This is a genomic window from Streptomyces sp. NPDC057682, from assembly GCF_042799575.1.
Lineage (GTDB): Bacteria > Actinomycetota > Actinomycetes > Streptomycetales > Streptomycetaceae > Streptomyces.
In genome coordinates this window covers 261,584-287,838 of the sequence record NZ_JBHVIN010000010.1, presented here as the reverse complement: position 1 = coordinate 287,838, position 26,255 = coordinate 261,584, and the positions used below count along the sequence as shown (strand labels likewise).

The following is a 26,255-nucleotide window of genomic DNA, read 5'->3' as shown; positions in this document are numbered from 1 at the left end:
CAGCACCCCGGCGACGTGTGCGGCGGCCAGTTCGCCCACCGAGTGGCCGACGAGGTAGTCGGGGCGGACGCCCCAGGACTCGACGAGTCGGTAGAGGGCGACCTCGACGGCGAAGAGGGCGGGCTGCGCCCAGCCCGTGTTCTTCAGGGCCTCCGCGTCCCCGTCCATCACCTCGCGCAACCCGTCGAAGTGACCGCACACCTCGTCCAGCGCGGTCGCGAACACCGGGAAGGCGTCGGCCAGTTCACGGCCCATGCCGACCCGCTGGCCCCCCTGGCCGGAGAACACGAACGCGAGGCGGCGCCGGGCCCGGCCGCCGCTGCGGGCGGTGGGGGTGGCCTGGACGAGGTGGGCGGCCGAGGTGGGGGCGCCGGTGGAGAGGGCGGTCAGGGCGTCCCGGGCGGATTCCGCGTCGGTGGCCAGGACCACGGCCCGGTGCTCGAACGCGGCGCGGCCCGTGGCCAGGGTGCGGCCGATGTCCTGGGGGCGGGTCCGCGGGTCGGCGGTGAGGGCGGTGTGGAGGCGGGCCGCGAGCGTGGGAAGGGCCTCCGGCTGCCGGGTGGAGAGCGGCCAGGGCAGCACCGGCGGGTTCACCGTGCCGGCGGGGCGCTTCGCCTCCGGGGCGGGCTCCCGCTCCTCGGGGGCGGGGGCCTCTTCCACGATGACGTGGGCGTTCGTGCCGCTGATGCCGAACGACGAGATGCCCGCGCGGCGGGGGCGTTCGCCCCGGGGCCAGTCCTGGGCCTCGGTGAGCAGTTCGACGCCGCCGGCCGCCCAGTCGACATGGGTCGACGGCTTCTCCGCGTACAGGGTCTTGGGCAGGGACTCGTTCCGCAGGGCCAGGACGATCTTCATGACGCCGGCGACCCCGGCGGCGGCCTGGGTGTGCCCGATGTTCGACTTGACCGAGCCGAGCCACAGCGGGCGATCGGCCGGGCGGTCCTTGCCGTAGGTGGCGAGGAGGGCCTGGGCCTCGATGGGGTCGCCGAGCTTGGTGCCGGTGCCGTGGGCCTCGACGGCGTCCACGTCCGCCGGGGTCAGGCGGGCGTTCTCCAGGGCCTGGCGGATGACCTGCTGCTGCGAGGGGCCGTTGGGCACGGTGAGGCCGTTGGAGGCGCCGTCCTGGTTGACGGCCGTGCCGCGCACCACGGCGAGGACGCGGTGGCCGTCGCGGACGGCGTCGGAGAGCCGGGTGAGGACGATGAGGCCCGCGCCCTCGGACCAGCCGGTGCCGTCGGCGTCGTCGGAGAACGCCTTGCAGCGGCCGTCGGCGGACAGGCCCTGCTGGCGGCTGAATTCGAGGAACATGCCGGGGGTCGACATGACGGTGACACCGCCGACGAGCGCCCGGGAGCATTCGCCGGAGCGCAGGGACTGGACGGCCATGTGGAGGGCGACCAGGGAGGAGGAGCAGGCGGTGTCGACGGTGACGGCGGGGCCCTTGAGGCCGAGGGTGTAGGCGATGCGGCCGGAGGCGACGGCCATGGAGTTGCCGGTGAGGAGGTAGCCCTCGACGCCCTGCGGTAGCTCGGTGAGGTGGGAGCCGTAGCCGGTGGAGGCGGCGCCGACGAAGACGCCGGTGTCGGTGTTCTTCAGGGTGGTGGGGTCGATGCCCGCGTGTTCGAACGCCTCCCAGGAGGCTTGGAGCAGCATGCGCTGCTGCGGGTCCATGGCGAGGGCTTCGCGGGGACTGAGGCCGAAGAAGGCGGGGTCGAACTCGGTGGCGTCGTAGGTGAATCCGCCTTCGCGGGCGTGGCTGGTGCCGGGCAGGTTCGAGTCGGGGCCGAAGAGCCGGTCCAGGTCCCAGTCGCGGTCGACGGGGAACGTGGACATGCCGTCGCCGGCCCGGTCCAGGAGCTGCCAGAGGTCCTGGGGGGAGCGGACGCCGCCGGGGAGGCGGCAGCCCATGCCGACGATGGCGATGGGTTCGGTGCCGGCGGCCTCGATCTCCCGCAGTCTGCGGTGGGCCTGGCGGAGGTCGCCGGTGACCTTCTTGAGGTAGCCGAGCAGTTTCTGCTGCTCGTCGTCGGCGTTGACCACGCGGTTCTCGCTCAAGACGTCCCACCAAATTCGCCGTCGATCATTCTGAAGAGTTCGTCGGCCGTCGCGGACGCGAGTGCGTCGGCCTCGTCGTCCGCGGGCGGTCCGTTCTCCGCGCCCGTCGTCGTTGGGGTCCCGGCCCCGTCGTCCCACCGTTCCGCGAGGGCGCGCAGGCGCTGCCGCACGGTGGCGTCGCCGGAGCCGGCGAGCCGGTCCAGGGTCTGTTCCAGCCGTTCGATCTCGTCCAGGGCCGCGGATCCGGCCGTGGAGGTGTCCGCGACGGTGCCCGGTGCGGTGGCCGGGCCGGGGTCGGGTGCGGTGTCGGGGACGAGGTCGGCCAGCAGGTATGCGACGAGCGAGGCCGGGGTCGGGTAGTCGAAGACCAGCGTCGCGGGCAGCCGGGTACCGGTGAGGGCGCCCATGCGGTTGCGCAGTTCGATGGCCGTGAGGGAGTCGAAGCCGAGGAAGGCCTCGTCCGGGTCGATGTCGTCGGCCGAGCCGTGGCCGAGGACGGCGGCGGCCTGGGCGCAGACCAGGTCGAGCAGGTGCTCGGTCCGGTCGGCGGCGGGCAGGGCGCGCAGCCGGTCGGCGAGTGCGGCGGCCGGTTCGGGGGCGGCCGCGGTGGCGGCCTGGGTGCGCCGGGGTGCGGCGCTGCCCGCGAGGTGGCGGAGCATCGGGGGGACGGGTCCGGCGGTGAACGCGCGCGGTGAGGTGTCCAGGCGCATCGGGAGCAGGGCGGCTTCGTCGGTGGTCAGGGCGAAGTCGAGCAGGGCGAGCCCGGCCGGTGCGTCCAGGGGCTGGAGTCCGGCCTTCGCCATGCGGGCGATGTCGTTGTCGGTGAGGTGCCCGGTCATGCCCCGGTCGGCGATCCACGGGCCCCAGGCGAGGGCGACGGCGGGGACGCCGCGGTGGCGTGCCCAGCGGGCGAACTCGTCCAGGAAGGCGTTGGCCGCCGCGTAGTTGGCCTGGCCCGCGCCGCCCAGGGTGCCGGCGGCGCCGGAGAAGAGGACGAGGGCGGCGAGGCCGCTGTCCTTGGTCAGTTCGTAGAGGTTGAGGGCGGCGTCGGCCTTGGGCCGCAGGGTGGTGTCGAGGCGGTCGGGGGTGAGGAAGGGGATGACCCCGTCGTCGACGACTCCGGCGACGTGGACGACCGCGGTGAGCGGGTGTTCCTCGTCGACGGTGGCGAGGGTGCGGGCGAGTGCGTCCCGGTCGGCGGCGTCGCACGCCTCGATGCGGACCCGGGCGCCGAGCTTCTCCAGTTCGGCGGCGAGGCCTGCGGCGCCCTCGGCCCGGGGGCCGCTGCGGCTGGTGAGCAGCAGGTTGCGGACGCCGTGGTGTTCGACGAGGTGGCGGGCGACGTAGTGGCCGAGGCCGCCGGTGCCTCCGGTGACGAGGACGGTGCCGTCCGGATCGGGGCGGCCGGGGAGGGTGAGGACGACCTTGCCGATGTGCCGGGCCTGGCTGACGTGCCGGTACGCCTCGGGGGCGCGGCGCACGTCCCAGGTGGCCAGGGGCAGCGGGTGCAGGGCGCCCGTTTCGACGAGGCGCAGGATCTCGCCGAGCATCTCGCCGATGCGTGCGGGTCCGGCCTCGATGAGGTCGAACGCGGCGTAGCTGACGCCGGGGTGGGCGTCGGCGATGCTCTCCGGGGTGCGGACGTCGGTCTTGCCCATTTCGAGGAACCGTCCGCCGCCGGTGAGCAGCCGCAGCGAGGCGTCCACGTACTCCCGGGCCAGCGAGTTGAGGACGACGTCGATGCCGCCGGTGCCCGCGGTCGTACGGAAGTGCTCCTCGAAGGCGAGGTCGCGGGAGGAGGCGAGGTGGGCGTCGTCGATGCCGAGGGAGCGCAGGGTGTCGTGCTTGGCGGGGCCCGCCGTGCCGTACACCTCGGCGCCGAGGTGCCGGGCGAGCTGGGCGGCGGCCATGCCGACGCCGCCGGCCGCGGCGTGCACGAGGACGGATTCGCCGGGCTTGAGTCCGGCGAGGTCGACGAGGGCGTAGTAGGCGGTCAGGAAGACCACGGGGACGGACGCGGCCTGTTCGAAGGTCCAGTCCTCGGGCATCCGGGCGATCATGCGGTGGTCGGCGACGGAGACCGGCCCGAAGGCCTTGCCGAACATGCCGAGGACGCGGTCGCCGGGGGCGAACCCGGTGACGTCGGGGCCGACCTCGGTGATGACGCCGGCGCCTTCGACGCCCATGGGTCCGGGCTCTCCGGGATACATGTCGAGGGCGTTGAGCACGTCCCGGAAGTTGAGTCCGGCGGCCTTCACGGCGACGCGGACCTCGTCGGGTCCGAGGGGTTCCAGCAGTTCGGGGTCGGCGGCGAGGGTGAGGTTGGCGAGGCTGCCGCGTGCGGTGCTGTCGAGGCGCCAGGCCTCGGCACCGGCCGGGGGCAGCAGGCTGTCGTCCGGGGCGGGGCGGACGAGCCGGGCGGCCCGGACCGCGCCGTCGCGGACGGCGACCTGGGCCTCGTCGGAGGCGAGGACGGCGGCGAGGAGTCCGGCCGCGGTTCCGTCGGTGAGGGTGCCGGGGCCGATGTCGGCGAGCACGAAGCGGCCGGGCTCCTCCGACTGGGCGGAGCGGACGAGGCCCCAGACGGCGGCGGCGGCCGGATCGCCGGGCCCGTCGGGGTCACCGGCGGCGACGGCGCCGCTGGTGACGAGGACGAGCCGGGCGGAGGCGTACCGGCTGTCGGAGAGCCAGCGCTGGAGGAGGTCCAGGACGCGGGCGGTCAGGTCGCGGACGTCGGCCGCCATGGGGCCGGCGTCGGCCGCACCGGAGGAGCGGGTGCCCGCGCAGGGGACGAACACCACGTCGGGAACGGGTTCTTCGGCGCCGAACGCGTCCAGGGCGGGCACGATCCGGGCCTCCAGCGCGTCCGCGAGCCCCAGCGGGTCGATTCCGGTGCCGGTGCCGGTGTCGCCGAGCACCGCCCATGTACGGCCGGTGACCGGGGCGGTGTCCGGCAGGGACACCGGGAGCCAGTCGAGCCGGAAGACGTCCTGCGGGCGGGCGGCCGTGGCCGGGGAGCCGTGCAGCTGCGCGGCCGACACCTGGCGCATGGCCAGGGACTCCACCCGGGCGACCGGTTGTCCGGTGCCGTCGGCGAGGTCCAGGGTCAGCGCGTCGGGTCCGGCCTTGGCGAGCCGCACGCGCAGGCTCGACGCCCCGTAGGCGTACAGCGAGACGCCGGACCAGGAGAACGGCAGTCTGCTCTTGCCGCTGCCGTCGAGGGCGAGGAAGGTCAGTGCCTGGAGCGCCGCGTCGAGCAGCGGCGGGTGCAGTCCGTAGGCGGCGGCTTCGGTGGCGTGGGGTTCGTCGAGCACCACGTCGGCGTAGACCTCGTCGCCGGTGGTCCAGGCGCGGCGCAGTCCTTGGAACGAGGGGCCGTAGGCGAATCCGCCCTGCCGGTACATCGCGTAGAACTCGGAGACGTCGATGGGCTCGGCGCCGGGCGGCGGCCAGGCGGCGAGGTCGTGGGCCGGTTCCGGCCGGCCGTCGCCGAGGAGCCCGGTGGCGTGCAGGGTCCAGGGGGTGTCGGCGGGGGCGTCGTCGCGGCGGGCGTGCAGGGTCAGCGGGCGCAGGCCGGTCGCGTCGGGGGCGCCGACCCGGAGCTGCAGTTGCACGGTGCCGTCGGAGGGCAGGACCAGGGGGGCGGCCAGGGTCAGTTCCTCGACCCGGTCGCAGCCGACCTCGTCGCCCGCGCGCATCGCCAGCTCCAGGAAGCCGGTGCCGGGGAACAGGATCGTGCCCATCACCTCGTGGTCGGCGAGCCACGGCAGGTCCCGAACGCCCATGCGCGCGGTGAACATCCGCCCGTCGTCCCCGGCCAGCGGTACGGCGGCGCCGAGCAGCGGGTGTCCCGCGTCGGCGAGCCCGGCGGCGGTCACGTCGCCGCGATGCCGCACGGGTGCCTGCGGCCAGTAGCTCTGGTGCTGGAAGGCGTACGTGGGCAGATCGGTGACCCGGGCCCCGGTCGGGGCGTAGAACGCCGCCCAGTCGACCTCGGTGCCGTGCGTCCAGAGGTGTCCGAGCGCGGTGACGGCGGTCGCGGGTTCGGGCTGCTTGCGGTTCAGGGCGGACACGGCGAGGACGTCGCCGTCGTACGTCTCGTCGATGGCACCGGTGAGGGTGGCGTCCGGGCCCAGCTCCAGGAACCGGGTGACCCCGAGGTCCTTCAGCCGGGTCACGGCGTCCGCGAACCGGACCGTGCCACGAACCTGCTCGGTCCAGTACGCAGCGGAGAACTCGGTGACGGGTTCACCGGTCAGCGTCGACACGATCGGGATACGAGGCGTCTCGTACGCCAACTCGGCGGCGACGGCCGTGAACGCGTCCAGCATCGGGTCCATCAGCGAGGAGTGGAAGGCGTGGCTGACCTCCAGCCAGCGGGCCTGACGCCCGGTGAGCTGCCCGGCTACCGCTTCGACGGCTTCACGCGTGCCCGAGAGCACCACCTGGCCGGGCGCGTTGACGGCCGCGACCGAAACGCCCTCCACCAGCAGCGGGGTGACCTCGTCGAGCGTGGCGCGTACGGCCCACATCGCACCGCCGGACGGCAGGTCCTGCATCAGCCGCGCGCGGGCCGCCACGAGCCGGGCCGCGTCCGCCAGGGAGAACACCCCGGCGACGTGCGCGGCGGCCAGCTCACCCACCGAATGACCGGCGAGGCGGTCGGGGCGGACGCCCCATGACTCGACGAGCCGGTAGAGGGCGACTTCGACGGCGAAGAGGGCGGGCTGCGCCCAGCCGGTGTTCTTCAGGGCCTCCGCGTCTTCGAACATGACGTCGCGCAGCGGCCGGTCGAGCAGGGCGTCGAAGTGGGCGCAGACCTCGTCGAGGGCCTCCGCGAACACCGGGAAGACCTCGGCGAGTTCGCGGCCCATGCCGATCCGCTGCCCGCCCTGACCGGAGAACACGAACGCGGTGGAGCCGGCGCGGGCGCGGCCGGTGAGGGTGCGGGGGGTGGGTTCGCCGGCGGCCAGGGCCGACAGTTCCGTCCGCAGGTCGTCGGTGCCGGTGCCGAGGACGACGGCGCGGTGGTCCAGGGCGGCCCGGGTCGTCGCCAGGGAGAGACCGACGTCCACGGCGTCACGCCCGTCCGTCCCGGACTCCAGCCGTCCGGCCTGGGCGGCGACGGCGGCGGGCGTCTTCGCGGACACCGGCCAGGGCACCACCGGGAGGGTGACGTCGACGGACGGTTCCGGTACCGGGGCGGCGGCGGGCGCCTCCTCGATGATGACGTGCGCGTTGGTGCCGCTGATGCCGAACGACGAGACGCCCGCGCGCCTCGGCCGCTCGCCGCGCGGCCACGGACGGGCCTCGGCGAGTAGTTCCACCGCTCCGGCCGTCCAGTCGATGTGGGTCGACGGCTCGCTGACGTGCAGGGTGCCGGGCAGGACCTCGTGGTGCATGGCCTGCACCATCTTGATCAGCCCGGCCACGCCTGCGGCGGCCTGGGTGTGCCCGATGTTCGACTTGATGGAGCCGAGCCAGAGCGGCTGTCCTTCGGGCCGGTCCTGGCCGTATGTGGCAAGGAGGGCCTGCGCCTCGATCGGGTCGCCGAGCGTCGTTCCCGTACCGTGCGCCTCCACCGCGTCCACCTCGGCGGGCGAAAGCCCGGCCGTGGCCAGGGCCTGGCGGATGACGCGCTGCTGCGACGGACCGTTCGGCGCGGTCAGCCCGTTCGACGCACCGTCCTGGTTGGTGGCGCTGCCGGTGACGAGGGCGAGGACCTGGTGGCCGTTGCGGCGGGCGTCGGAGAGGCGTTCGAGGACGAGGACGCCGACGCCCTCGCCCCAGCCCGTTCCGTCCGCGTCGTCCGAGAACGCCTTGCACCGGCCGTCGACGGCGAGACCGTGCTGTCGGCTGAAGCTGACGAACGGGGTGGGCGTGGAGATGAGCGTGACACCGCCCGCGAGGGCGAGGTCGCACTCGTCGCCGCGCAGGGCCTGAGCGGCCAGGTGCAGGGCCACGAGCGAGGACGAGCAGGCCGTGTCGACGGTGACCGCAGGGCCTTCGAGGCCGAGGGTGTACGCGACGCGGCCGGACAGGACGCTGGAGGCGTTGCCGGTCATGAAGTAGCCGTCGGCGCCCTGCGGGGAGGCGATGAGCAGTCCGCCGTAGTCGGAGCCGTTGCTGCCGGCGAACATGCCCGTCCGGCTCCCGGCCAGGGACAGCGGGTCGATGCCCGCCCGTTCGGTGGCCTCCCACGCGGTCTCCAGGAGCAGCCGCTGCTGCGGGTCCATGGACAGCGCCTCGCGCGGGTTGATGCCGAAGAGCGTGGCGTCGAACTCGCTGATGCCGTGGACGAATCCGCCGTGCCGGGTGTACGTCGTACCGGCCTTGTCGGGGTCGGGGTCGTACACCCCGTCGATGTCCCAGCCCCGGTCGTCCGGGAAGTCGGTGATCGCGTCGACGCCCTCGGAGACCAGCCGCCACAGTTCGTCCGGTGAGGAGACGCCGCCGGGGAGGCGGCAGCTCATGCCGACGATGGCGACCGGGTCGTCGTCGCGGCCGGTGGGGGCGGCGGTGCCGGCCGGGAGTGCGGCGGCGGGGGCCGGGTCGGCGAGGCCGACGAGTTCCTCGCGCAGCAGCCGGGTCAGGGCGGCCGGGGTCGGGTGGTCGAAGATCAGCGTGGCGGGGAGCCGCAGTCCGGTCGCGGAGCCCAGCCGGTTGCGCAGTTCGATCGCGGTCAGCGAGTCGAAGCCGATGTCGGAGAAGACGCGCGCCGGGTCCACGTCGGTGGGGGCGGCGAAGCCGAGGACGGCGGCGACGTGGCCGCGTACGAGGTCGAGCAGTTCGCGCTCCCGTTCGGCCTCGGTGAGTCCGGCGAGCCGGGCGGCCAGGGAGTCCGGGCTGCCGGTGGCGGTGCCGGTGCTCGCGGCGTCCAGGGCCGTGCGGGCCTCCGGGATGCCGTCGAGGAGCGTGGAGCGGCGGCTCGCGGTGAGCGCGGGCGCGTAGACGGCCCAGTCGATGGCGGCCACGGTGAGGGTGGCCTCGTCCTCCCCGACCGCCTGCCGCAGGACGGCGACGGCGGATTCGGGGGCCAGTGCGTGGACCCCGCCCTTGCGCTGGCGGGCCTCGACGGCCGCGCTGTCGGCCATGCCCGCGTCGGACCAGGGGCCCCACGCGATCGAGGTGGCGGCGAGCCCGTCGGCCCTGCGGCGCTCGGCCAGAGCGTCCAGGACCGCGTTGGCGGCGGCGTAGTTCGCCTGGCCGGGCCCGCCCCAGATGCCGGCGGTGGACGCGAACAGGACGAACGCGTCGAGCCGGATGCCGAGGTCCCGGACCGTCTCGTCGAGGAGCAGGGCGGCGTGCGCCTTGGGTGCCATGACCTGGGCGATGCGCTCGGGGCCGAGCGCGTCGAGGATGCCGTCGGCGAGCACACCGGCCGCGTGGACGACCGCCGTCAGCGGGGCCGACTCGTCGGCGGCGAGCCCTCCGAGGAGGGCGGTGACCTGGGCGCGGTCGGCCATGTCGCAGGCCGCCAGGGTGACCCGGGCGCCCAGTTCCTCCAGTTCCCGGGCGAGTTCCGGTGCGCCGGGGGCGTCGGCGCCCCGGCGGCTGGTGAGCACCAGGTGCGCGGCGCCGTTCCCGGCCGCCCAGCGGGCCATCCGGGCACCGAGGGCGCCGGTGCCGCCGGTGACGAGGACGGTGCCCGTGGGCGTCCAGCCGGTGCCCGGGTCCGTGGCCGCCGGGCGCGGGGCGCGGACGAGCCGCCGCGCGAAGAGGCCCGAGGCGCGCAGGGCGATCTGGTCCTCGTCGCCCGCGGCGAGGGCGTTCACCAGGCGGCGTGCGGACCGCGCGTCGGCGGTCTCCGGGACGTCGGCCAGTCCGCCCCAGCGGTCCGGGTGCTCCAGCGCGGCCACGCGCCCGAGCCCCCACACCGCCGCCTGGGCGGGCCGGGTGACGGCGTCCCAGCGGGCGGCCGCGACCGCCCCGGAGGTCAGCGCCCAGAGCGGGGCGGCGATGCCCGCGTCCCCGAGCGCCTGGGTCAGGGCGACGGTGCGGGCCAGGCCCCGGGGCAGCCCGGACAGCCCGTCGGTGGGCCGCTCGTCCCAGGCCAGCAGCGAGACGACTCCGGCGTACGCGTCGCGGTCCGTGGATCCGGTGTCCTGGGCGCCTTCGGCGGTCCCGGTCCCGGCCCCGATGAGGCCGTTGAGCCGTTCGGTGAGGGTCGCGCGGTCCTGCGCGGCCCCGTCGAGCCGCAGGAACCGTACGCTCGCGCCCCGGCTCGACAGTTCCCGGGCGAGGGTGTCGGCCCAGACGTCGGTGGCGGACGGTGCGTCCGTCCCGTCGTCCTCGGCTTCGGTTTCGGTTTCGGGGGTGACGAGCAGCCAGGTGCCGGTGAGCGGTGCTCCGTCGGCCGGGGACAGCGGGGTCCAGCCGACCCGGTAGCGCCAGGAGTCGGTGGTGTCCTGCTCGCGCTGCTTGCGCCGCCAGTCCGCGAGCGCGGGCAGCAGCGGATCGATGACCGACGCCTCCGCGTCCAGCGTCCCGGCCAGCGCCTCCGCGTCCGCCCGCTCCACCGCCGCCCAGAACTCCCGGTCCGCCGCCGTGCCACCGTCGGCGGTCACCGCGGGCGCGGTGTCGAACTCCGGCCAGTACGGGCGGCGTTGGAAGGCGTACGTCGGCAGATCGACGCGGGCGGGACGGGTCTCCGGGAAGGCGGCCGTCCAGTCGACGTCCACCCCGTGCACCCACAGCTCGGCCACACCGGCCAGGAACCGGTCGAGCCCGCCGTCGTCGCGCCGGAGCGACCCGGTGACGACGCTCTCGTCGGCCATCTCCTCGATCGCGGCCGACAGCACAGGATGGGACGAGACCTCGACGAAAGCTCCGTACCCGTCAGCTGCCAGCTTCTCGATGGCCTGGGCGAAGCGGACCTGGGAACGGAGATTGGTCACCCAGTAGTCGGTGGTCATGTCCGAGCCGTCGGTGAACTCACCCGTCACCGTCGACAGCAGCGGAATCGTGCCCGCGCGCGGGGTGATCCCCGCAAGACTGCTGGTCAGCTCGTCGTGCAGCACATCCATCGCAGGCGAGTGGGAGGCGTAGTCCACGGCGATACGGCGAGCACGGAGCCCCAGCTCCACACACCGGGCCACGGCCTCTTCCACGGCCTCAATCTCACCCGAAATGACCACCTGAGACGGGCCGTTGACGGCAGCGACCGACACACGACCGCCCCACGCCTCCAGGATCTCCTCGACCTGAGCGGCCCCGGCACCGACCGACGCCATCGTCCCGTCGCCACTGGCCAGCCCGGCAATGGCCCGGCTCCGCACGCACACGATCCGCAGCGCGTCCTCAAGCGACAACGCACCGGCCACATACGCGGCGGCGATCTCCCCCTGCGAATGCCCGACGACGGCGGCCGGCTTGACGCCGTAGGACCGCCATACGGCTGCCAGCCCGGCCATCACCACGAACGAGGCGGGCTGCACCACATCGACCCGTTCCAGGGACGGAGCACTCTCCACCCCGGACAGGACATCGGTCACCGACCAGTCCACGAGTTCGCCCATCGCGGCCTCGCACTCGGCCACGACGCCGGCGAACACGACCGATTCATCGAGGAGCCGGGCCCCCATGGCGGCCCACTGAGCGCCCTGGCCCGGGAAGACGAACACCGAGCGGCCCACCGGGCCGGAGACCCCGGAGACGACTCCGGCGGCGGGGTCGCCCGCTGCCAGGGCGCCGAGGCCGGTCGCGTAGGACGGGCCGAGGACGACGGCGCGGTGCTCGAAGCGGGCCCGGGTGGTCGCCAGGGACCAGCCCACCGCCACCGGGTCGGCGTCGGTCAGGGCGTCCAGCGCGGCGGCCTGGCCGCGCAGGCCCTCGGCGCTCCGGCCCGACAGGATCCACGGCACCGCCGACAGCGGTTCCGCGCAAAGGGGCTCGGCGGAGGCCGGTTCGGGGTTCTCCGGTGCGGGCGCCTCCTCCAGGATCACGTGGGCGTTGGTGCCGCTCATGCCGAATGCCGACACGGCCGCGCGCCTGGGCTGTGCGCCGCGCGGCCAGTCGCGGGCCTCGGCGAGGAGTTCGACGGCGCCCTCGGTCCAGTCCACGCGCGAGGACGGGGTGCCGAGGTGCAGCGACTTCGGCATCAGGCCGTGGCGTATCGCCTGGACCATCTTGATGATGCCCGCCACACCGGCGGCGGCCTGGGAGTGGCCGATGTTCGACTTGATGGAACCCAGCCACAGCGGGTCGTCGTCGGTGCGCTCCTGGCCGTAGGTCGCCAGGACGGCCTGGGCCTCGATCGGGTCGCCGAGCGAGGTTCCGGTGCCGTGCGCCTCCACGATGTCGATGTCCGCGCCGGTCAGGCCGGAGTTGGCGAGGGCCTGGCGGATGACGCGCTGCTGGGACGGGCCGTTCGGGGCGGTCAGGCCGTTGGACGCACCGTCCTGGTTGACGGCTGTGCCGCGCACGACCGCCAGGACCTGGTGGCCGTTGCGGCGGGCGTCCGACAGCCGCTCCAGGAGGAGCATGCCGACGCCTTCGCCCCAGCTCGCTCCGTCGGCGTCGTCGGAGAACGGCTTGGAGCGGCCGTTCTCGGCGAGGGCGCGCTGACGGCTGAACTCGATCAGCGAGATCGGGGTGGACATGACCGTCACCCCGCCGGCGAGCGCCATCGTGCAGTCGCCCTCGCGGAGGGCCTGGCAGGCCGAGTGGAGGGCGACCAGGGAGGAGGAGCAGGCGGTGTCGATGGTGACGGCCGGGCCTTCGAGGCCGAAGGAGTACGAGACGCGGCCGGACAGCACGCTGGGCGAGTTGCCGGTGCCGAGGAAGCCCTCGGAGCTCTCCTTCGCCGCGGCGAGCAGGCCGCCGTAGTCCTGGTAGGTGACACCGGCGAAGACGCCGGTGCTGCTGCCGCGCAGGGTGTGGACGTCGAAGCCGGCGTGTTCCATGGCCTCCCAGGACGTCTCCAGGAGCAGCCGCTGCTGCGGGTCCATGGAGACGGCCTCGCGGGGGCTGATACCGAAGAAGCCCGCGTCGAACCGGCTGGCGTCGTGCAGGAAGCCGCCCTCGTGGACGTAGCAGGTGCCGGGGTTGTCCGGGTCCGGGTCGTACAGGGCCTCCAGGTCCCAGCCGCGGTCGGTCGGGAAGCCGGAGATCGCGTCGGTGCCGTCGGAGACGAGGCGCCACAGGTCCTCGGCGGTCTGGATGCCGCCGGGGTAGCGGCAGCTCATGCCGATGATGGCGATGGGGTCGTCCGGGTCGGCGGCGGTGCGGGTGCGCGCGGTCGGGGCGGTGCCGGGCTCGGGTCCGCCGAGGAGGGCGTCGCGGATGTGGTCGACGAGGGCGCGCGGGGTCGGGTAGTCGAAGACGAGCGTGGCGGGCAGCCGCAGACCGGTCTCCTCCATGAGCGCGTCGCGGAGGTGGACGGCCGTGAGGGAGGTGAAGCCCAGCTCGCGGAAGGGCAGTTCCGCGTTCATGGCCTGGGTGGGCGGCTGTTCGAGGACGATCGAGGCCCGGCGGCGCACGATGTCGAGGAGGGCGTCGCGCTGCTCGCTCCTGGGCAGGGCGGCGAGGCGGTCGCGGAGCGCCTGGGCGCCGCCGGAGACGGCCGCGGCGGCCTTGCGGCGGCCGGTGCGGCGGGGTGCCGAGGTCTCGGCGGTCGTGGCCGGTACCGGGTCGGGGGCGGAGAACGGGGTTCCGTCGTAGGGGCGCAGGGTCAGGGCGTCCGCCGTCAGCACGGGCTCGCCGGAGGTGTCGGCGACGGTGACGGTGAACGCGCCGTCGACCGGGCCCGGGGTGAGGGCGACGCGCAGCAGGGAGGCCCCACTGGCGTGGAGGGTGACGCCGCTCCAGACGAACGGGAGGCGTGCGGCACCGTCCGCGTTCGTGTCGTACGAGAGCGCCTGGAGGGCGGCGTCGAGGACGGCGGGGTGGAGGCCGAACCGGTCGGCCTCGGCACGGAACGCGTCGCCGAGCGCGACTTCGGCGAACAGCGCTCCCTCTCGCCGCCAGACGGCGCTGAGGCTCTGGTAGACGGCGCCGTAGCCGAAGCCGTTCTCGGCGCGGGCCGGGTAGTGGCCGTCGATGGCGACGGGGGTGGCCCCGGCGGGCGGCCAGGCGGTGAGCCCGGTGTGCGCGGGCCCGGGGACGGTGCCGAGGACGCCGCTGGCGTGCCGGGTCCACGGCTGTGCGTCGCTGCGGGAGCTGATGCGGAAGGCGCGGTGGCCGGTCGCGTCGGGGGTCTCGACCATGACCTGCACCTGGACGGCCTGCTGTTCGGGCAGGACGAGCGGCGCTTCCAGGATCAGTTCCTCGATGCGGTCGCAGGCCAGGTGGTCTCCGGCGGCGACGGCGAGCTCCACGTATCCGGTGCCGGGGAACACGGCTTCGCCCGCGACCCGGTGCTCGGCGATCCACGGGTGGGTGCGGTCGGATATCCGGCCGGTGAAGACGTGCCCGCCGCCGTCGGAGAGCTCCACGGCCGCGCTCAGCAGCGGGTGCTTGAGCGGTTCGGCGCCCAGGGTGCCGGCGTCGGAGATCCCGGCTCCGCCCTCCAGCCAGTAGCGCTCGTGCTGGAAGGCGTACGTGGGCAGCGCGACGGTACGGGCGCCGGTCGGTGCGTAGAACGCCTCCCAGTCGACCTCGGCGCCGTGCGTCCAGAGGTGGGCGAGGGCGGTGACGGCGGTCGTGGGCTCGGGCTGCTTGCGGTTCAGTGCCGATACGGCGAAGGCCTCGTCGTCGGTCTCGCCGATCGCGCCCACGAGGCTCGCGTCCGGGCCGAGTTCGAGGAATCGGGTGACGCCGAGGTCCTTGGCCCGGGTCACCGCGTCCGCGAAGCGGACCGTGCCGCGCACCTGGTCCGCCCAGTAGGCGGCGGTGAACTCGCTGATCTGCTCCCCGGTCAGCGTCGACAGGATCGGGATGCGGGGTGCCGCGTACCTCAGCTCGCCCGCCACCGCCGCGAAGTCGGACAGCATCGGGTCCATCAGGGCCGAGTGGAAGGCGTGGCTGACCTCCAGCCAGTGGCCCTGACGGTCGGCGAGCCGGTCCGCGACCGCTTCGACGGCTTCGCGGGTGCCGGAGACGACGACCTGGCCCGGGGCGTTGACCGCCGCCAGGGACGCGCCGTCCACCAGCAGCGGGGTGATCTCGTCGGCGGTCGCCCGTACGGCCCACATGGCACCGCCGGAGGGCAGCGCCTGCATGAGCGTCGCGCGGGCGGAAACCAGCCGGGCGGCATCCGCCAGGGACAGCACCCCGGCGACATGCGCGGCGGCCAGCTCACCCACCGAGTGACCGACCAGGTAGTCCGGCCGGACGCCCCACGACTCGACGAGCCGGTAGAGGGCGACCTCGACGGCGAACAGGGCGGGCTGCGCCCAGCCCGTGTTCTTCAACGCCTCCGCGTCGCCATTCATCACCTCGCGCAAACCGTCGAAGTGCGCACACACCTCGTCCAGGGCCTCCGCGAACACCGGGAAGGCGTCGGCCAGTTCACGGCCCATGCCGAGCCGCTGGCCGCCCTGGCCGGAGAACACGAACCCGGTCAGGCCCTCGCGGGAGAGGCCGGTGACCCGGCCCGGGGTCGGTTCGCCGGAGGCCAGGGCCTCCAGGCGGGTGCGGAGTTCGGCGGTGTCGGTGCCGAGGACGACGGCCCGGTGTTCCAGGAAGGACCGGGTGGTGACGAGGGACCGGCCGACGTCGGCCGCGTCCAGGTCCGCCACCGCGTCGGCCAGTCGCCCGGCCTGGGCGGCCAGGCCCTCGGCGGAGCGGGCCGAGACGGCCCAGGGGACGACGGGCAGAGGGGTGGGGTCCGTGACCGTCACGGACTGCGGTTCCGGGGCGGGTGCCTCTTCGACGATGACGTGGGCGTTGGTGCCGCTGACGCCGAAGGCCGAGACGCCGGCCCGGCGCGGGCGTGCGCCACGCGGCCAGGGGCGGGCCTCGGCGAGCAGTTCGACCGCGCCGGCCGTCCAGTCGACGTGCGTGGACGGGGTGGCGGTGTGGAGAGTGCGGGGCAGTTCGGCGTGGTTGAGGGCGAGGACCATCTTCATGATGCCCGCGACCCCGGCCGCAGCCTGGGTGTGCCCGATGTTCGACTTGACGGAGCCCAGCCACAGCGGCTGTCCGTCGGGCCGGTCCTGGCCGTACGTGGCGAGGAGTGCCTGCGCCTCGATCGGGTCACCGAGCTTCGTCCCCGTACCGTGCGCCTCCACCGCGTCCACCTCGGCGGCCGTCAGGCCGGAGTTGGCCAGGGCCTGGCGGATGACGCGCTGCTGGGACGGACCGTTCGGCGCGGTCAGACCGTTGGACGCACCGTCCTGGTTGACGGCCGTGCCGCGCACGACCGCCAGGACCTGGTGGCCGTTGCGGCGGGCGTCCGACAGCCGCTCCACCAGGAGCAGGCCGACGCCCTCGCTCCAGCCCGTGCCGTCGGCGTCGTCGGAGAACGCCTTGCACCGGCCGTCGGTGGCGAGCCCGCCCTGATGGGCGAAGTCGATGAAGGCGTCCGGGCCCGCGATGACCGTGGCACCGCCCGCGAGGGCGAGGGAGCACTCGCCGGAGCGCAGCGCCTGCACGGCGAGGTGCAGGGCGACGAGCGAGGACGAGCAGGCCGTGTCGACGGTGACGGCCGGGCCCTCCAGTCCGAGGGCGTACGAGATGCGGCCGGACAGGACGCTGCCGGAGTTGCCGGTGATGAGGTGGCCGCCGACGCCGTCGGGCACGTCGTTGACCTGGCTGAGGTAGCCGGAGCTGCCCGCGCCGACGAAGACGCCGACCGTGTCGCCCTTGAGGGAGAGCGGGGCGATGCCCGCGCGTTCCAGGGACTCCCAGGCGACTTCGAGGAGGAGCCGCTGCTGCGGGTCCATGGCCAGGGCCTCGCGCGGCGAGATCCCGAAGAACGCGGCGTCGAAGTCGGCGGCGCCGGGCAGGAAGCCGCCCTCGCGGGTGAAGTCGGAACCGGACGCGTCGAGGGCTTCGAGGTCCCAGCCGCGGTCGGTGGGGAACGGGGTGATGGCGTCGGCCGCTCCGGAGACCAGCCGCCACAGGCTTTCCGGGTCGGTGGCGCCGCCGGGGAAGCGGCAGCCCATGGACACGATCGCGACCGGTTCGTCCAGGGCCGCGCGGGCGGCCTCGGCCTGTTCGGGGCGGTGCTCGGTGCCGAGCAGCCGGCCGACGAGGTGGTCGGTGAGGACGGCCGAGGTCGGGTGGTCGAAGACCAGGGTGGCGGGGAGCGGGAGGCCGGTCGCCGCACGGAGCCGGTCGCGGAACTCGACGGCGGTCAGCGAGTCGAAGCCGAGGTCGCGGAAGGCGTGTTCGGGGTCGATGGCCGTGCCGTTGGCGTGGCCGAGGACGGCGGCGGCCTCGCCGCGCACGAGGGCGAGAACATGGCGGCGGCGGTCGCGGTCGTCGAGGCCGCTCAGTTCCTCGCGCAGCCGGTCGGAGGTCGCGTCGCCGTCACCGCCGGCGCCGGGCGTACGGTCCCGGCCCGCGTCGGGGCCGGAGGTGCGGTCCGGGTCGAAGGCGGCGAACAGGGCGCTGGGCCGGCGCAGGGTGAAGGTCGGCAGGAAGCGGTCCCAGTCGACGTCCACGACGGTCACGGCGGGCTCGCCCGAGTCCAGTGCGGACTTCAGCGCGGCCATCGCGTCGTCGGGCGGCAGGGCGGTCAGTCCGCGCCTGCGCAGATCGTCCTGGGTGCCTTCGGCGGCGGCCATGCCTCCGCCGTCCCAGGGGCCCCAGGCGAGGGAGGTGGCGGCCCGGCCCCGGGCGCGCCGCTGTGCGGCGAGGGCGTCGAGGCGGGCGTTGGCGGCGGCGTAGCCGCTCTGGCCGCCGCTGCCCCAGGTGGCGGCGATGGAGGAGTAGAGCACGAACGCGTCGAGGTCGCGGTCGCCGAGCAGGGCGTCGAGGTGGGCGGCCCCGGCGGCCTTGGCGCCGAGCATCGCGGCGAGCGAGTCGGCGTCGGTGTCTGCGAAGGCGACGCCCTCGGTGAGGCCGGCCGTGTGAAACACGGACCGGATCGCCGGTCCGTCCGTCTCGATCAGGTCGAGGGCGGAGGCGAGAGAGGCGCGGTCGGCGAGGTCGCACCCGGCGAAGGTGACGGTCGCGCCGGCCGCCTCCAGCTCCGTGCGCAGGGCGGCGGCGCCGGGGGCGTCCTCGCCCCGGCGGCTGACGAGCGCGAGGTGCCGGGCGCCGCGGTCCACGGCCCAGCGGGCCACCCGGGCGCCGAGCGCGCCGGTGCCGCCGGTGACGAGGACGGTGCCCGTGGGCGTCCATCCCGTGCCGCCGAGGGGCCGTGCGGGGGCCGGGGCGAGCCGGCGGCCGAGCACGGCTCCGCCGCGTACGGCGAGTTGGTCCTCGCCGTCGGCGCCGCCGGTCAGGACGTCGGTGAGCCGGGCCGTGGCGGAGTCCGACGGCCGCTCGGGCACGTCGACGAGACCGGCCCAGCGCTCGGGCTCCTCCAGGGCCGCGACCCGGCCCAGGCCCCAGACGGCGGCCCGTGCGGGGTGCGTGAGTGCGTCGCCCGCGCCCGCGGACACCGCGCCGGAGGTCACGGACCACACGCGGGCGTCCGCCCCGGTGTCGGCCAGGGCCTGCACCAGGAGGGTGGTGGCCGTGAGTCCGTGGGTGAGACCGGGGCGGCCCGGGTGTTCGCGTTCGTCCTGGCCGAGGAAGGACACCACATGGGTGCGGCCCGCGTCGCCGGTGAACTCGGTGAGGCGGGCGGCCAGGGCGGTCCGGTCCAGGGTGCCGGGGTCCAGTCGCAGCCGGGTGACGCGGGCGCCGCGCGCCGCGAGTTCGGCGGCGACGGCGTCCGCCCACGGCTCGTCGGTCCCGGCCGTGTCCGGTTCCACGACCAGCCAGGTCCCGGAGACCGCCGGTCCGGTGACCGTTCCGGTGGGGGTCCAGTCGACGCGGTGGGCGAGCCGGTCCACATGGGCGCTCTCGCCACGGCGCCGCTGCCAGGCGTGCAGGGCCTCCAGAACGCTGTCCGGTCCGGCGTCGGGGGCGAGGCCGAGCGCCTGGGCGAAGGCCGCCGGGTCGCCGCCCTCGACGATCTCCCAGAACGCGGCGTCGGCCGCCTGGGTGCCTTCCACGGCTCCCCGCCGTGCTTCCGGCCAGTAGCGCCGGTGCTGGAAGGCGTACGTCGGAAGCTCGACGACCCGGGCACCCGTCGGGGCGAAGAACGCCGCCCAGTCGACGTCCGCCCCGGCCGCCCAGAGACGGGCCAGGGACGTCACGGCGGTCACGGGCTCGGGCTGCTTGCGGCTGAGCGCGGCGATGGCGAAGGCGTCCTCGTCGGTCTCGCCGATCGCGCCCACCAGGCTCGCGTCCGGGCCGAGTTCGAGGAAACGGGTGACGCCGAGGCCCTTGAGCCGGGTGAGCGCGTCGGCGAAGCGGACCGTGCCGCGCACCTGGTCGACCCAGTAGGCGGCGGTGAACCCGGTCACCGGTTCGGCGGTGAGGGTGGAGACGATCGGGATGCGCGGGGTGTCGTACGCGAGCGCCCCGGCCGCCGTCGCGAAGTCGGACAGCATCGGGTCCATGAGCGGCGAGTGGAAGGCGTGGCTGACAGGGAGCCAGCGGCCCTCACGGCCGATGAGCCGCGTGGCGACGGCTTCGACGGCCTCGTTCGTGCCGGAGACGACGACCTGGCCGGGAGCGTTGACGGCCGCGACGGACGCGCCGTCGGTCAGCAGCGGGGCGACCTCGTCGAGCGTGGCCCGTACGGCCCACATCACACCGCCCGGGGGCAGTTCCGCCATCAGGGTCGCGCGGGCGGAGACGAGCCGGCAGGCGTCGGCCAGGGAGAGCGAACCGGCGACGTGGGCGGCGGCCAGCTCACCGACCGAGTGGCCCACGAGGAAATCGGGGCGGACGCCCCAGGACTCCACGAGCCGGTAGAGGGCGACTTCGACGGCGAAGAGGGCGGGCTGCGCCCAGCCGGTGTTCTTCAGGGCCTCCGCGTCACCGTCCATCACCTCGCGCAACCCGTCGAAGTGTGCACACACCTCGTCCAGGGCGGTCGCGAACACCGGGAAGGCGTCGGCCAGTTCACGGCCCATGCCGAGCCGCTGGCTGCCCTGGCCGGAGAACACGAAGCCGGTGAGACCGTCGCGGGCGGTGACCGGGGCCAGGTGTTCACCCAGCCGGGTGCGCAGGGTGTCGGTGTCCGTGCCGAGAACAACGGCCCTGTGCTCCAGAGCGGCCCGGGTCGTGGCCAGGGAGAGGCCGACGTCGGCCGCGTCCAGTCCGTCGACCGCCGCGGCCAGGCGCCGGGCCTGGTCCGTGAGTCCGGCCGCCGTCTTCGACGACACCGGCCAGGGCACCAGGGGCAGCGCGGACGCCGGGGCCGCGTCGGAGGTCCGCGGCAGGGCCGGGGCCGCGTCGGAGGTCCGCGGCAGGGCCGGGGCCGCGTCGGAGGTCTGCGGAAGGGCCGGGGGCTCCTCGATGATCACGTGGGCGTTGGTGCCGCTGACCCCGAACGCGGACACACCGGCCCGCCTCGGCCGCTCGCCGGGTGCCCAGGCGCGCGCCCGGTCCAGCAGTTCGACCGCGCCCTCCGTCCAGTCGACGTGGGTGGACGGGGTGCCGACGTGCAGGGTGCTGGGGAGCGTCGCGTGACGCATCGCCAGGATCATCTTCATGACACCCGCGACCCCGGCGGCGGCCTGGGTGTGCCCGATGTTCGACTTGATGGAGCCCAGCCACAGCGGCTGTCCGTCGGGCCGGTCCTGGCCGTACGTGGCCAGCAGCGCCTGCGCCTCGATCGGGTCACCGAGCGTCGTCCCCGTACCGTGCGCCTCCACCGCGTCCACCTCGGCCGGCGACAGCCCGGCCGTCGCCAGCGCCTGCCGGATGACCCGCTGCTGCGACGGACCGTTCGGCGCGGTCAGCCCGTTCGACGCACCGTCCTGGTTGACGGCGCTGCCCCGGACCACGGCCAGGATCTGATGGCCCTTGCGGCGGGCGTCCGACATCCGTTCCAGGACGAGGACGCCGACGCCCTCGCCCCAGCCCGTCCCGTCCGCGTCGTCCGAGAACGCCTTGCACCGGCCGTCCCCGGCCAGACCGTTCTGGCGTTCGAACTCGATGAACGCGCCGGGCGTGGACATGATCGTCACCCCGCCGGCCAGGGCGAGATCGCACTCCCCCGCACGCAACGCCTGCGCGGCGAGGTGGAGGGCGACGAGGGAGGAGGAGCAGGCGGTGTCGATGGTGACGGCCGGGCCTTCGAGCCCGAGGGCGTAGGAGACGCGGCCGGACAGGACGCTGCCCGAGCTGCCGGTGCCGCCGTAGCCGTCGCCCGACTCGCCGGTCAGGCCGAGCAGGGCCGGGTAGTCCTGCCCGTTCGTGCCGGCGAAGACGCCGACGGGCAGGCCGCGCAGCGAGGACGGCGCGACGCCGGACTGTTCGAGGGACTCCCAGACGACTTCCAGGAGGAGCCGCTGCTGGGGGTCCATGGCCAGGGCCTCGCGCGGCGAGATGCCGAACAGCCCGGCGTCGAAGTCCGCCACGCCCTCGACGAAGCCGCCGACCGGGGTGTAGCCGCCACCGGTCAGACCGATCTGTTCCCAGCCGCGGTCGGCGGGGAAGCCGCCGAGGGCGTCGGTGCCCTCGGCGAGCAGCCGCCACAACGCCTCCGGGGAGTCCGCTCCGCCCGGGAAGCGGCAGCCCATGCCCACCACGACCACCGGATCGTCCGCCACGGCCCGGGGCACGGACAGCACGGCCGGGGCCGCCGCCTCGTCCTCCGTGCCGAAGAGCCGGGACAGCAGTTCGTCGGTCAGCGCCTCCACGGACGGGAAGTCGAAGACGACCGTCGACGGCAGTTTCAGGCCCGAGGCCGTGGTGAGGGCGTTGCGGAGCTCCACCGCCATCAACGAGTCGAGGCCCAGGTCGCGGAAGGCCGTGGAGACCCCGACGGCCGTCGGCTCGTCGAAGCCGAGGACCGTGGCGGCCAGTCCGCGCACGGTTTCCATGAAGCCCGTGCGGCGGGCGGCGGGGGCCAGCCCGGCGAAGCGCTCCTTCAGCGCGCCGGTGGCCGTGCGCGGTTCGGTCGTGGTGAGGCTGCGCGGGGCGACCTCGTCCCAGAGCCGGTTGGCGCGCAGCGCGGTCACCCCGGGAACGAACCGCTCCCAGTCCATGTCCGCGACCGTCACGCACCCCGCCGCCGATCCGAGGGCGTTGAGCGCGGTGGCGGGGTCCAGCGGCCGTACGCCGCCCCGGTCCATCCGGGCGAGGACGGTGGCGTCGTCCGCCATCCCGCCTTCCGCCCACGGCCCCCAGCCGATCGACGCGCCGGTCAGGCCCTGCGCCCGGCGGTACTCGACCAGCCCGTCGAGCGCCGCGTTCGCCGCCGCGTACGCACCCTGCCCCGCACCGCCCCACACACCGGCAGCCGACGAGAACAGCACAAACGCGTCCAACTCCCGTCCCAGAGAGGCATGGTGGAGATTCCAGGCACCCTGCGTCTTCGCGCCCCAGACACCGGCCACCCGCTCCGGGGTCAGACCGTCCACCACTCCGTCGTCCAGGACGGCGGCGGTGTGGACGACGGCTGTGATGTCGAAGCGCGCGAAGAGCGCGTCCACGTCCTCCCGTACGGAGACATCGCAGGCCACGACGTCGACCTCGGCGCCCAGCCCTGTCAGTTCCTCCCGCAGCTCGGAAGCGCCTTCCGCCTCCGGGCCGCGCCGGCTGATCAGAACGACGTGCTCCGCGCCCCGCTCGACGACCCAGCGGGCAACACGGGCACCGAGCGCCCCCGTACCACCGGAGACCAGCACGGTCCCCGACGGCGACCAGGACTCCTCCCCCGGCCGCACGACAGCGGGCGCAAGACGGCGGCCGAGAACGGCCCCGCCGCGTACGACAACCTCGTCCTCGTCGCCGTACCCACCGGACAGCACCTCGACCAGACGACCGACGGCCTCCCGCGACACCGACTCCGGAACGTCCACCAGACCGCCCCAGCGCCCCGGCTCCTCCAGAGCCACCACCCGGCCGAGACCCCACACACCGGCCCGCACCGGATGCGACACCGCATCCCCCGAACCGGCTGACACCGCTCCAGCGGTCACCGACCACACCGGGGCCGCGATCCCCGCGTCGCCCAGGGCCTGCACGAGCACCGCCGACGCGGACACGCCGGCCGGCCCGGATTCGTCCTGGCCGAGGAACGACACCACACGGGCATGCCCGGTGAACTCACCGAGCCGGGCCGCCAGCGCCGCCCGCTCCAGATCGCCGGAGCCGAGGCGCAGCCGGGTGACCTGTGCGCCGCGCCCGGTCAGTTCGCCGGCCAGCGCGTCCGCCCAGGCGTCCTCGGCGTCCGAGGGCTCGACGAGCAGCCAGCCGCCGCCCGAGACATCGACGGCGGAGGCCTGGACGGGCGTCCAGGACACCTCGTACCGCAGCTTGTCGGTGGCCTCGCGTTCGCGGCGCCGCCGCTGCCAGGCCGCGAACGCGGGCAGTGTCTCGCGCAGCGGCGCTCCCGCGTCGACGCCGAACTCGGCCGCGAACAACGCGTCGTCACCACGTTCCACCGCGTCCCAGAAAGCGGAGTCGGCCGCCGGAGCCGCCACCACCGCCGCCCGCCGCACATCCGGCCAGTAACGCTGGTGCTGGAAGGCATACGTCGGCAGATCGACGACCCGGGCACCCGTCGGGGCGAAGAACGCCGCCCAGTCGACGGTGCCGCCCTCCGCCCAGAACCGGGCCAGCGCGGTCACGGCCGCGGGGCCCTCCGGCCAGTCGCGGCGGAGCAGCGCGACGGCGGACACCGTGTCGTCGCTCGCCTCGCCGACGGCCCCGACGAGGGAGGCGTCCGGGCCCAGCTCCAGCAGCCGGGTGACGCCCAGGTTCTTCAGCCGGGCGACGGCGTCCGCGAACCGGACCGTGCCGCGCACCTGGTCCACCCAGTACGCCGCGGTGAACTCCTCGTTCAGCTCACCCGTCAGCGTCGAGACGATCGGGATGCGGGGCGTCTCGTACGTCAGCTCGTCCGCCGCCGCCCGGAACTCGGCCAACATCGGGTCCATCAGCGCCGAGTGGAAGGCATGGCTGACCTCCAGCCACCGCGACTGACGGTCCGTGAGCTGCGCGGCCACGGCCTCCACGGCCTCGCGCGTCCCGGACAGCACGACCTGGCCGGGCGCGTTGACCGCCGCCACCGAGACGCCGTCCACCAGCAGAGGGGTGACCTCGTCGAGCGTGGCGCGTACGGCCCACATGGCACCGCCGGACGGCAGCGCCTGCATCAGCGTCGCTCGGGCCGAGACCAGGCGGGCGGCGTCCGCGAGGGACAGCACCCCGGAGACATGCGCGGCGGCCAGCTCGCCCACCGAGTGGCCGACGAGATAGTCCGGACGGACACCCCACGACTCGACGAGGCGATACAGCGCCACTTCCACGGCGAACAGCGCGGGCTGCGCCCAGCCCGTGTTCGTCAACGCCTCCGCGTCACCGTCCATCACCTCGCGCAACCCGTCGAAGTGACCACACACCTCATCCAACGCCTCCGCGAACACCGGGAAGGCGTCGCCCAGTTCACGGCCCATGCCGAGCCGCTGGCCGCCCTGGCCGGAGAAGACGAAGCCGGTCCGGCCGCCTCGGGACTCGATGGGAACGAGGGTGTCGGAGAGGTGGGCGCGGAGCTGTTCCGGGTCGGTGCCGAGGACGACGGCGCGGTGTTCCAGGGCGGCCCGGGTGGTGGCCAGGGTGAGGCCGACGTCGGCCGCGTCCAGGGCTGCGGCACCGGCGGCCAGGCTGCGGGCCTGGCCCGCGACCCCGGCCGCCGTCTTCGCGGAGACCAGCCACGGCACCAGGGGCAGGGCGAGGTCCGGAGCGGGCGCCGGCTCCTGGTCGGGCTCCGGGGCCTCCTCGGCGGCCGGGGCCTCTTCGATGATCACGTGGGCATTGGTGCCGCTGACCCCGAACGCGGAGACACCGGCACGCCTCGGGTGGTCGCCGGGTGCCCAGGGGCGTGCCCGGTCGAGGAGTTCGACGGCGCCTTCGGACCAGTCCACGTGCGACGACGGGGTCCCGGCGTGGAGGGTCTTCGGGAGGAGGCCGTTGCGCAGGGCGAGGACCATCTTCATGACGCCCGCGACCCCGGCGGCGGCCTGGGTGTGCCCGATGTTCGACTTGATGGAGCCGAGCCACAGCGGCTGTCCGTCGGGCCGGTCCTGGCCGTACGTGGCGAGGAGTGCCTGCGCCTCGATCGGGTCGCCGAGCTTCGTGCCGGTGCCGTGCGCCTCGACGGCGTCCACGTCCGCCGGGGACAGCCGGGCGTTGGCGAGGGCCTGGCGGATGACGCGCTGCTGGGACGGGCCGTTGGGGGCGGTGAGCCCGTTCGACGCACCGTCCTGGTTGACGGCCGAGCCCCGGACGACGGCCAGGATCTCGTGGCCGTTGCGCCGGGCGTCCGAAAGCCGTTCCAGGACGAGGACGCCGACGCCCTCGCCCCAGCCCGTCCCGTCCGCGTCGTCCGAGAAGGCCTTGCACCGGCCGTCGCCGGCCATGCCGCCCTGCCGTTCGAACTCCACGAAGGCGCCGGGCGTCGACATGATGGTGGTGCCGCCGGTCAGGGCGAGTTCGCACTCCCCGACCCGCAGCGACTGGGCCGCGAGGTGGAGGGCGACCAGGGAGGACGAGCAGGCGGTGTCCACGGTGACGGCGGGGCCTTCGAGCCCGAGCGCGTACGAGATGCGGCCGGACAGGACGCTGCCCGCGCTGCCGGTCATGATGTAGCCGCCGAGTTCGTCGTCGGCGTCGAGGAGGACGTCGTAACGGGACGGCGAGCCGCCCATGAAGACGCCGATCTTGCCGCCCTTCGTGGCCATCGGCGCGATGCCGGCGCGCTCCAGGGACTCCCAGGCGACTTCGAGGAGCAGCCGCTGCTGGGGGTCCATGGCCAGGGCCTCGCGGGGCGAGATCCCGAACAGGGCGGCGTCGAAGTCCCCGGCGCCGTCGAGGAATCCCCCGTGGGTGCCGGGGCCGATGCCGGGCAGGGTCAGGTCCCAGCCGCGGTCGCGCGGGAGGGGGGACATGGCGTCCACCCCGTCCACGACGAGCTGCCACAGGTCCTCGGACGAGCGGACGCCGCCGGGGAACCGGCCGTTCATCGCGATGATCGCGATGGGTTCCCTGGCCGCGTCCTCCACTTCACGGAGCCGCTTGCGGGTCTCGTGAAGGTCGGCCGTCGTCCACTTGAGATAGTCGCGAAGCTTGTCCTCGTTCAC

At 74.6% G+C, this 26,255-nt stretch carries 2 protein-coding genes (1 of these 2 cut by a window edge); both read right to left on the bottom strand.

The annotated features are described in order from the left end of the window. Positions 1-2,055: the start of a type I polyketide synthase gene (locus ACFVDM_RS20490; protein WP_383641591.1), read on the bottom strand. 7,074 nt of this gene lie to the left of the window's left edge; the window shows 2,055 of its 9,129 coding nt (coding positions 1-2,055); its start codon is at positions 2,053-2,055; its stop codon lies beyond the left edge, outside the window. Further along, complete coding sequence (locus ACFVDM_RS20485; RefSeq protein WP_383641588.1) at positions 2,052-26,255, bottom strand: type I polyketide synthase; 24,204 nt, start codon at positions 26,253-26,255, stop codon at positions 2,052-2,054. The genes ACFVDM_RS20490 and ACFVDM_RS20485 overlap by 4 nt, the downstream gene beginning before the upstream one ends.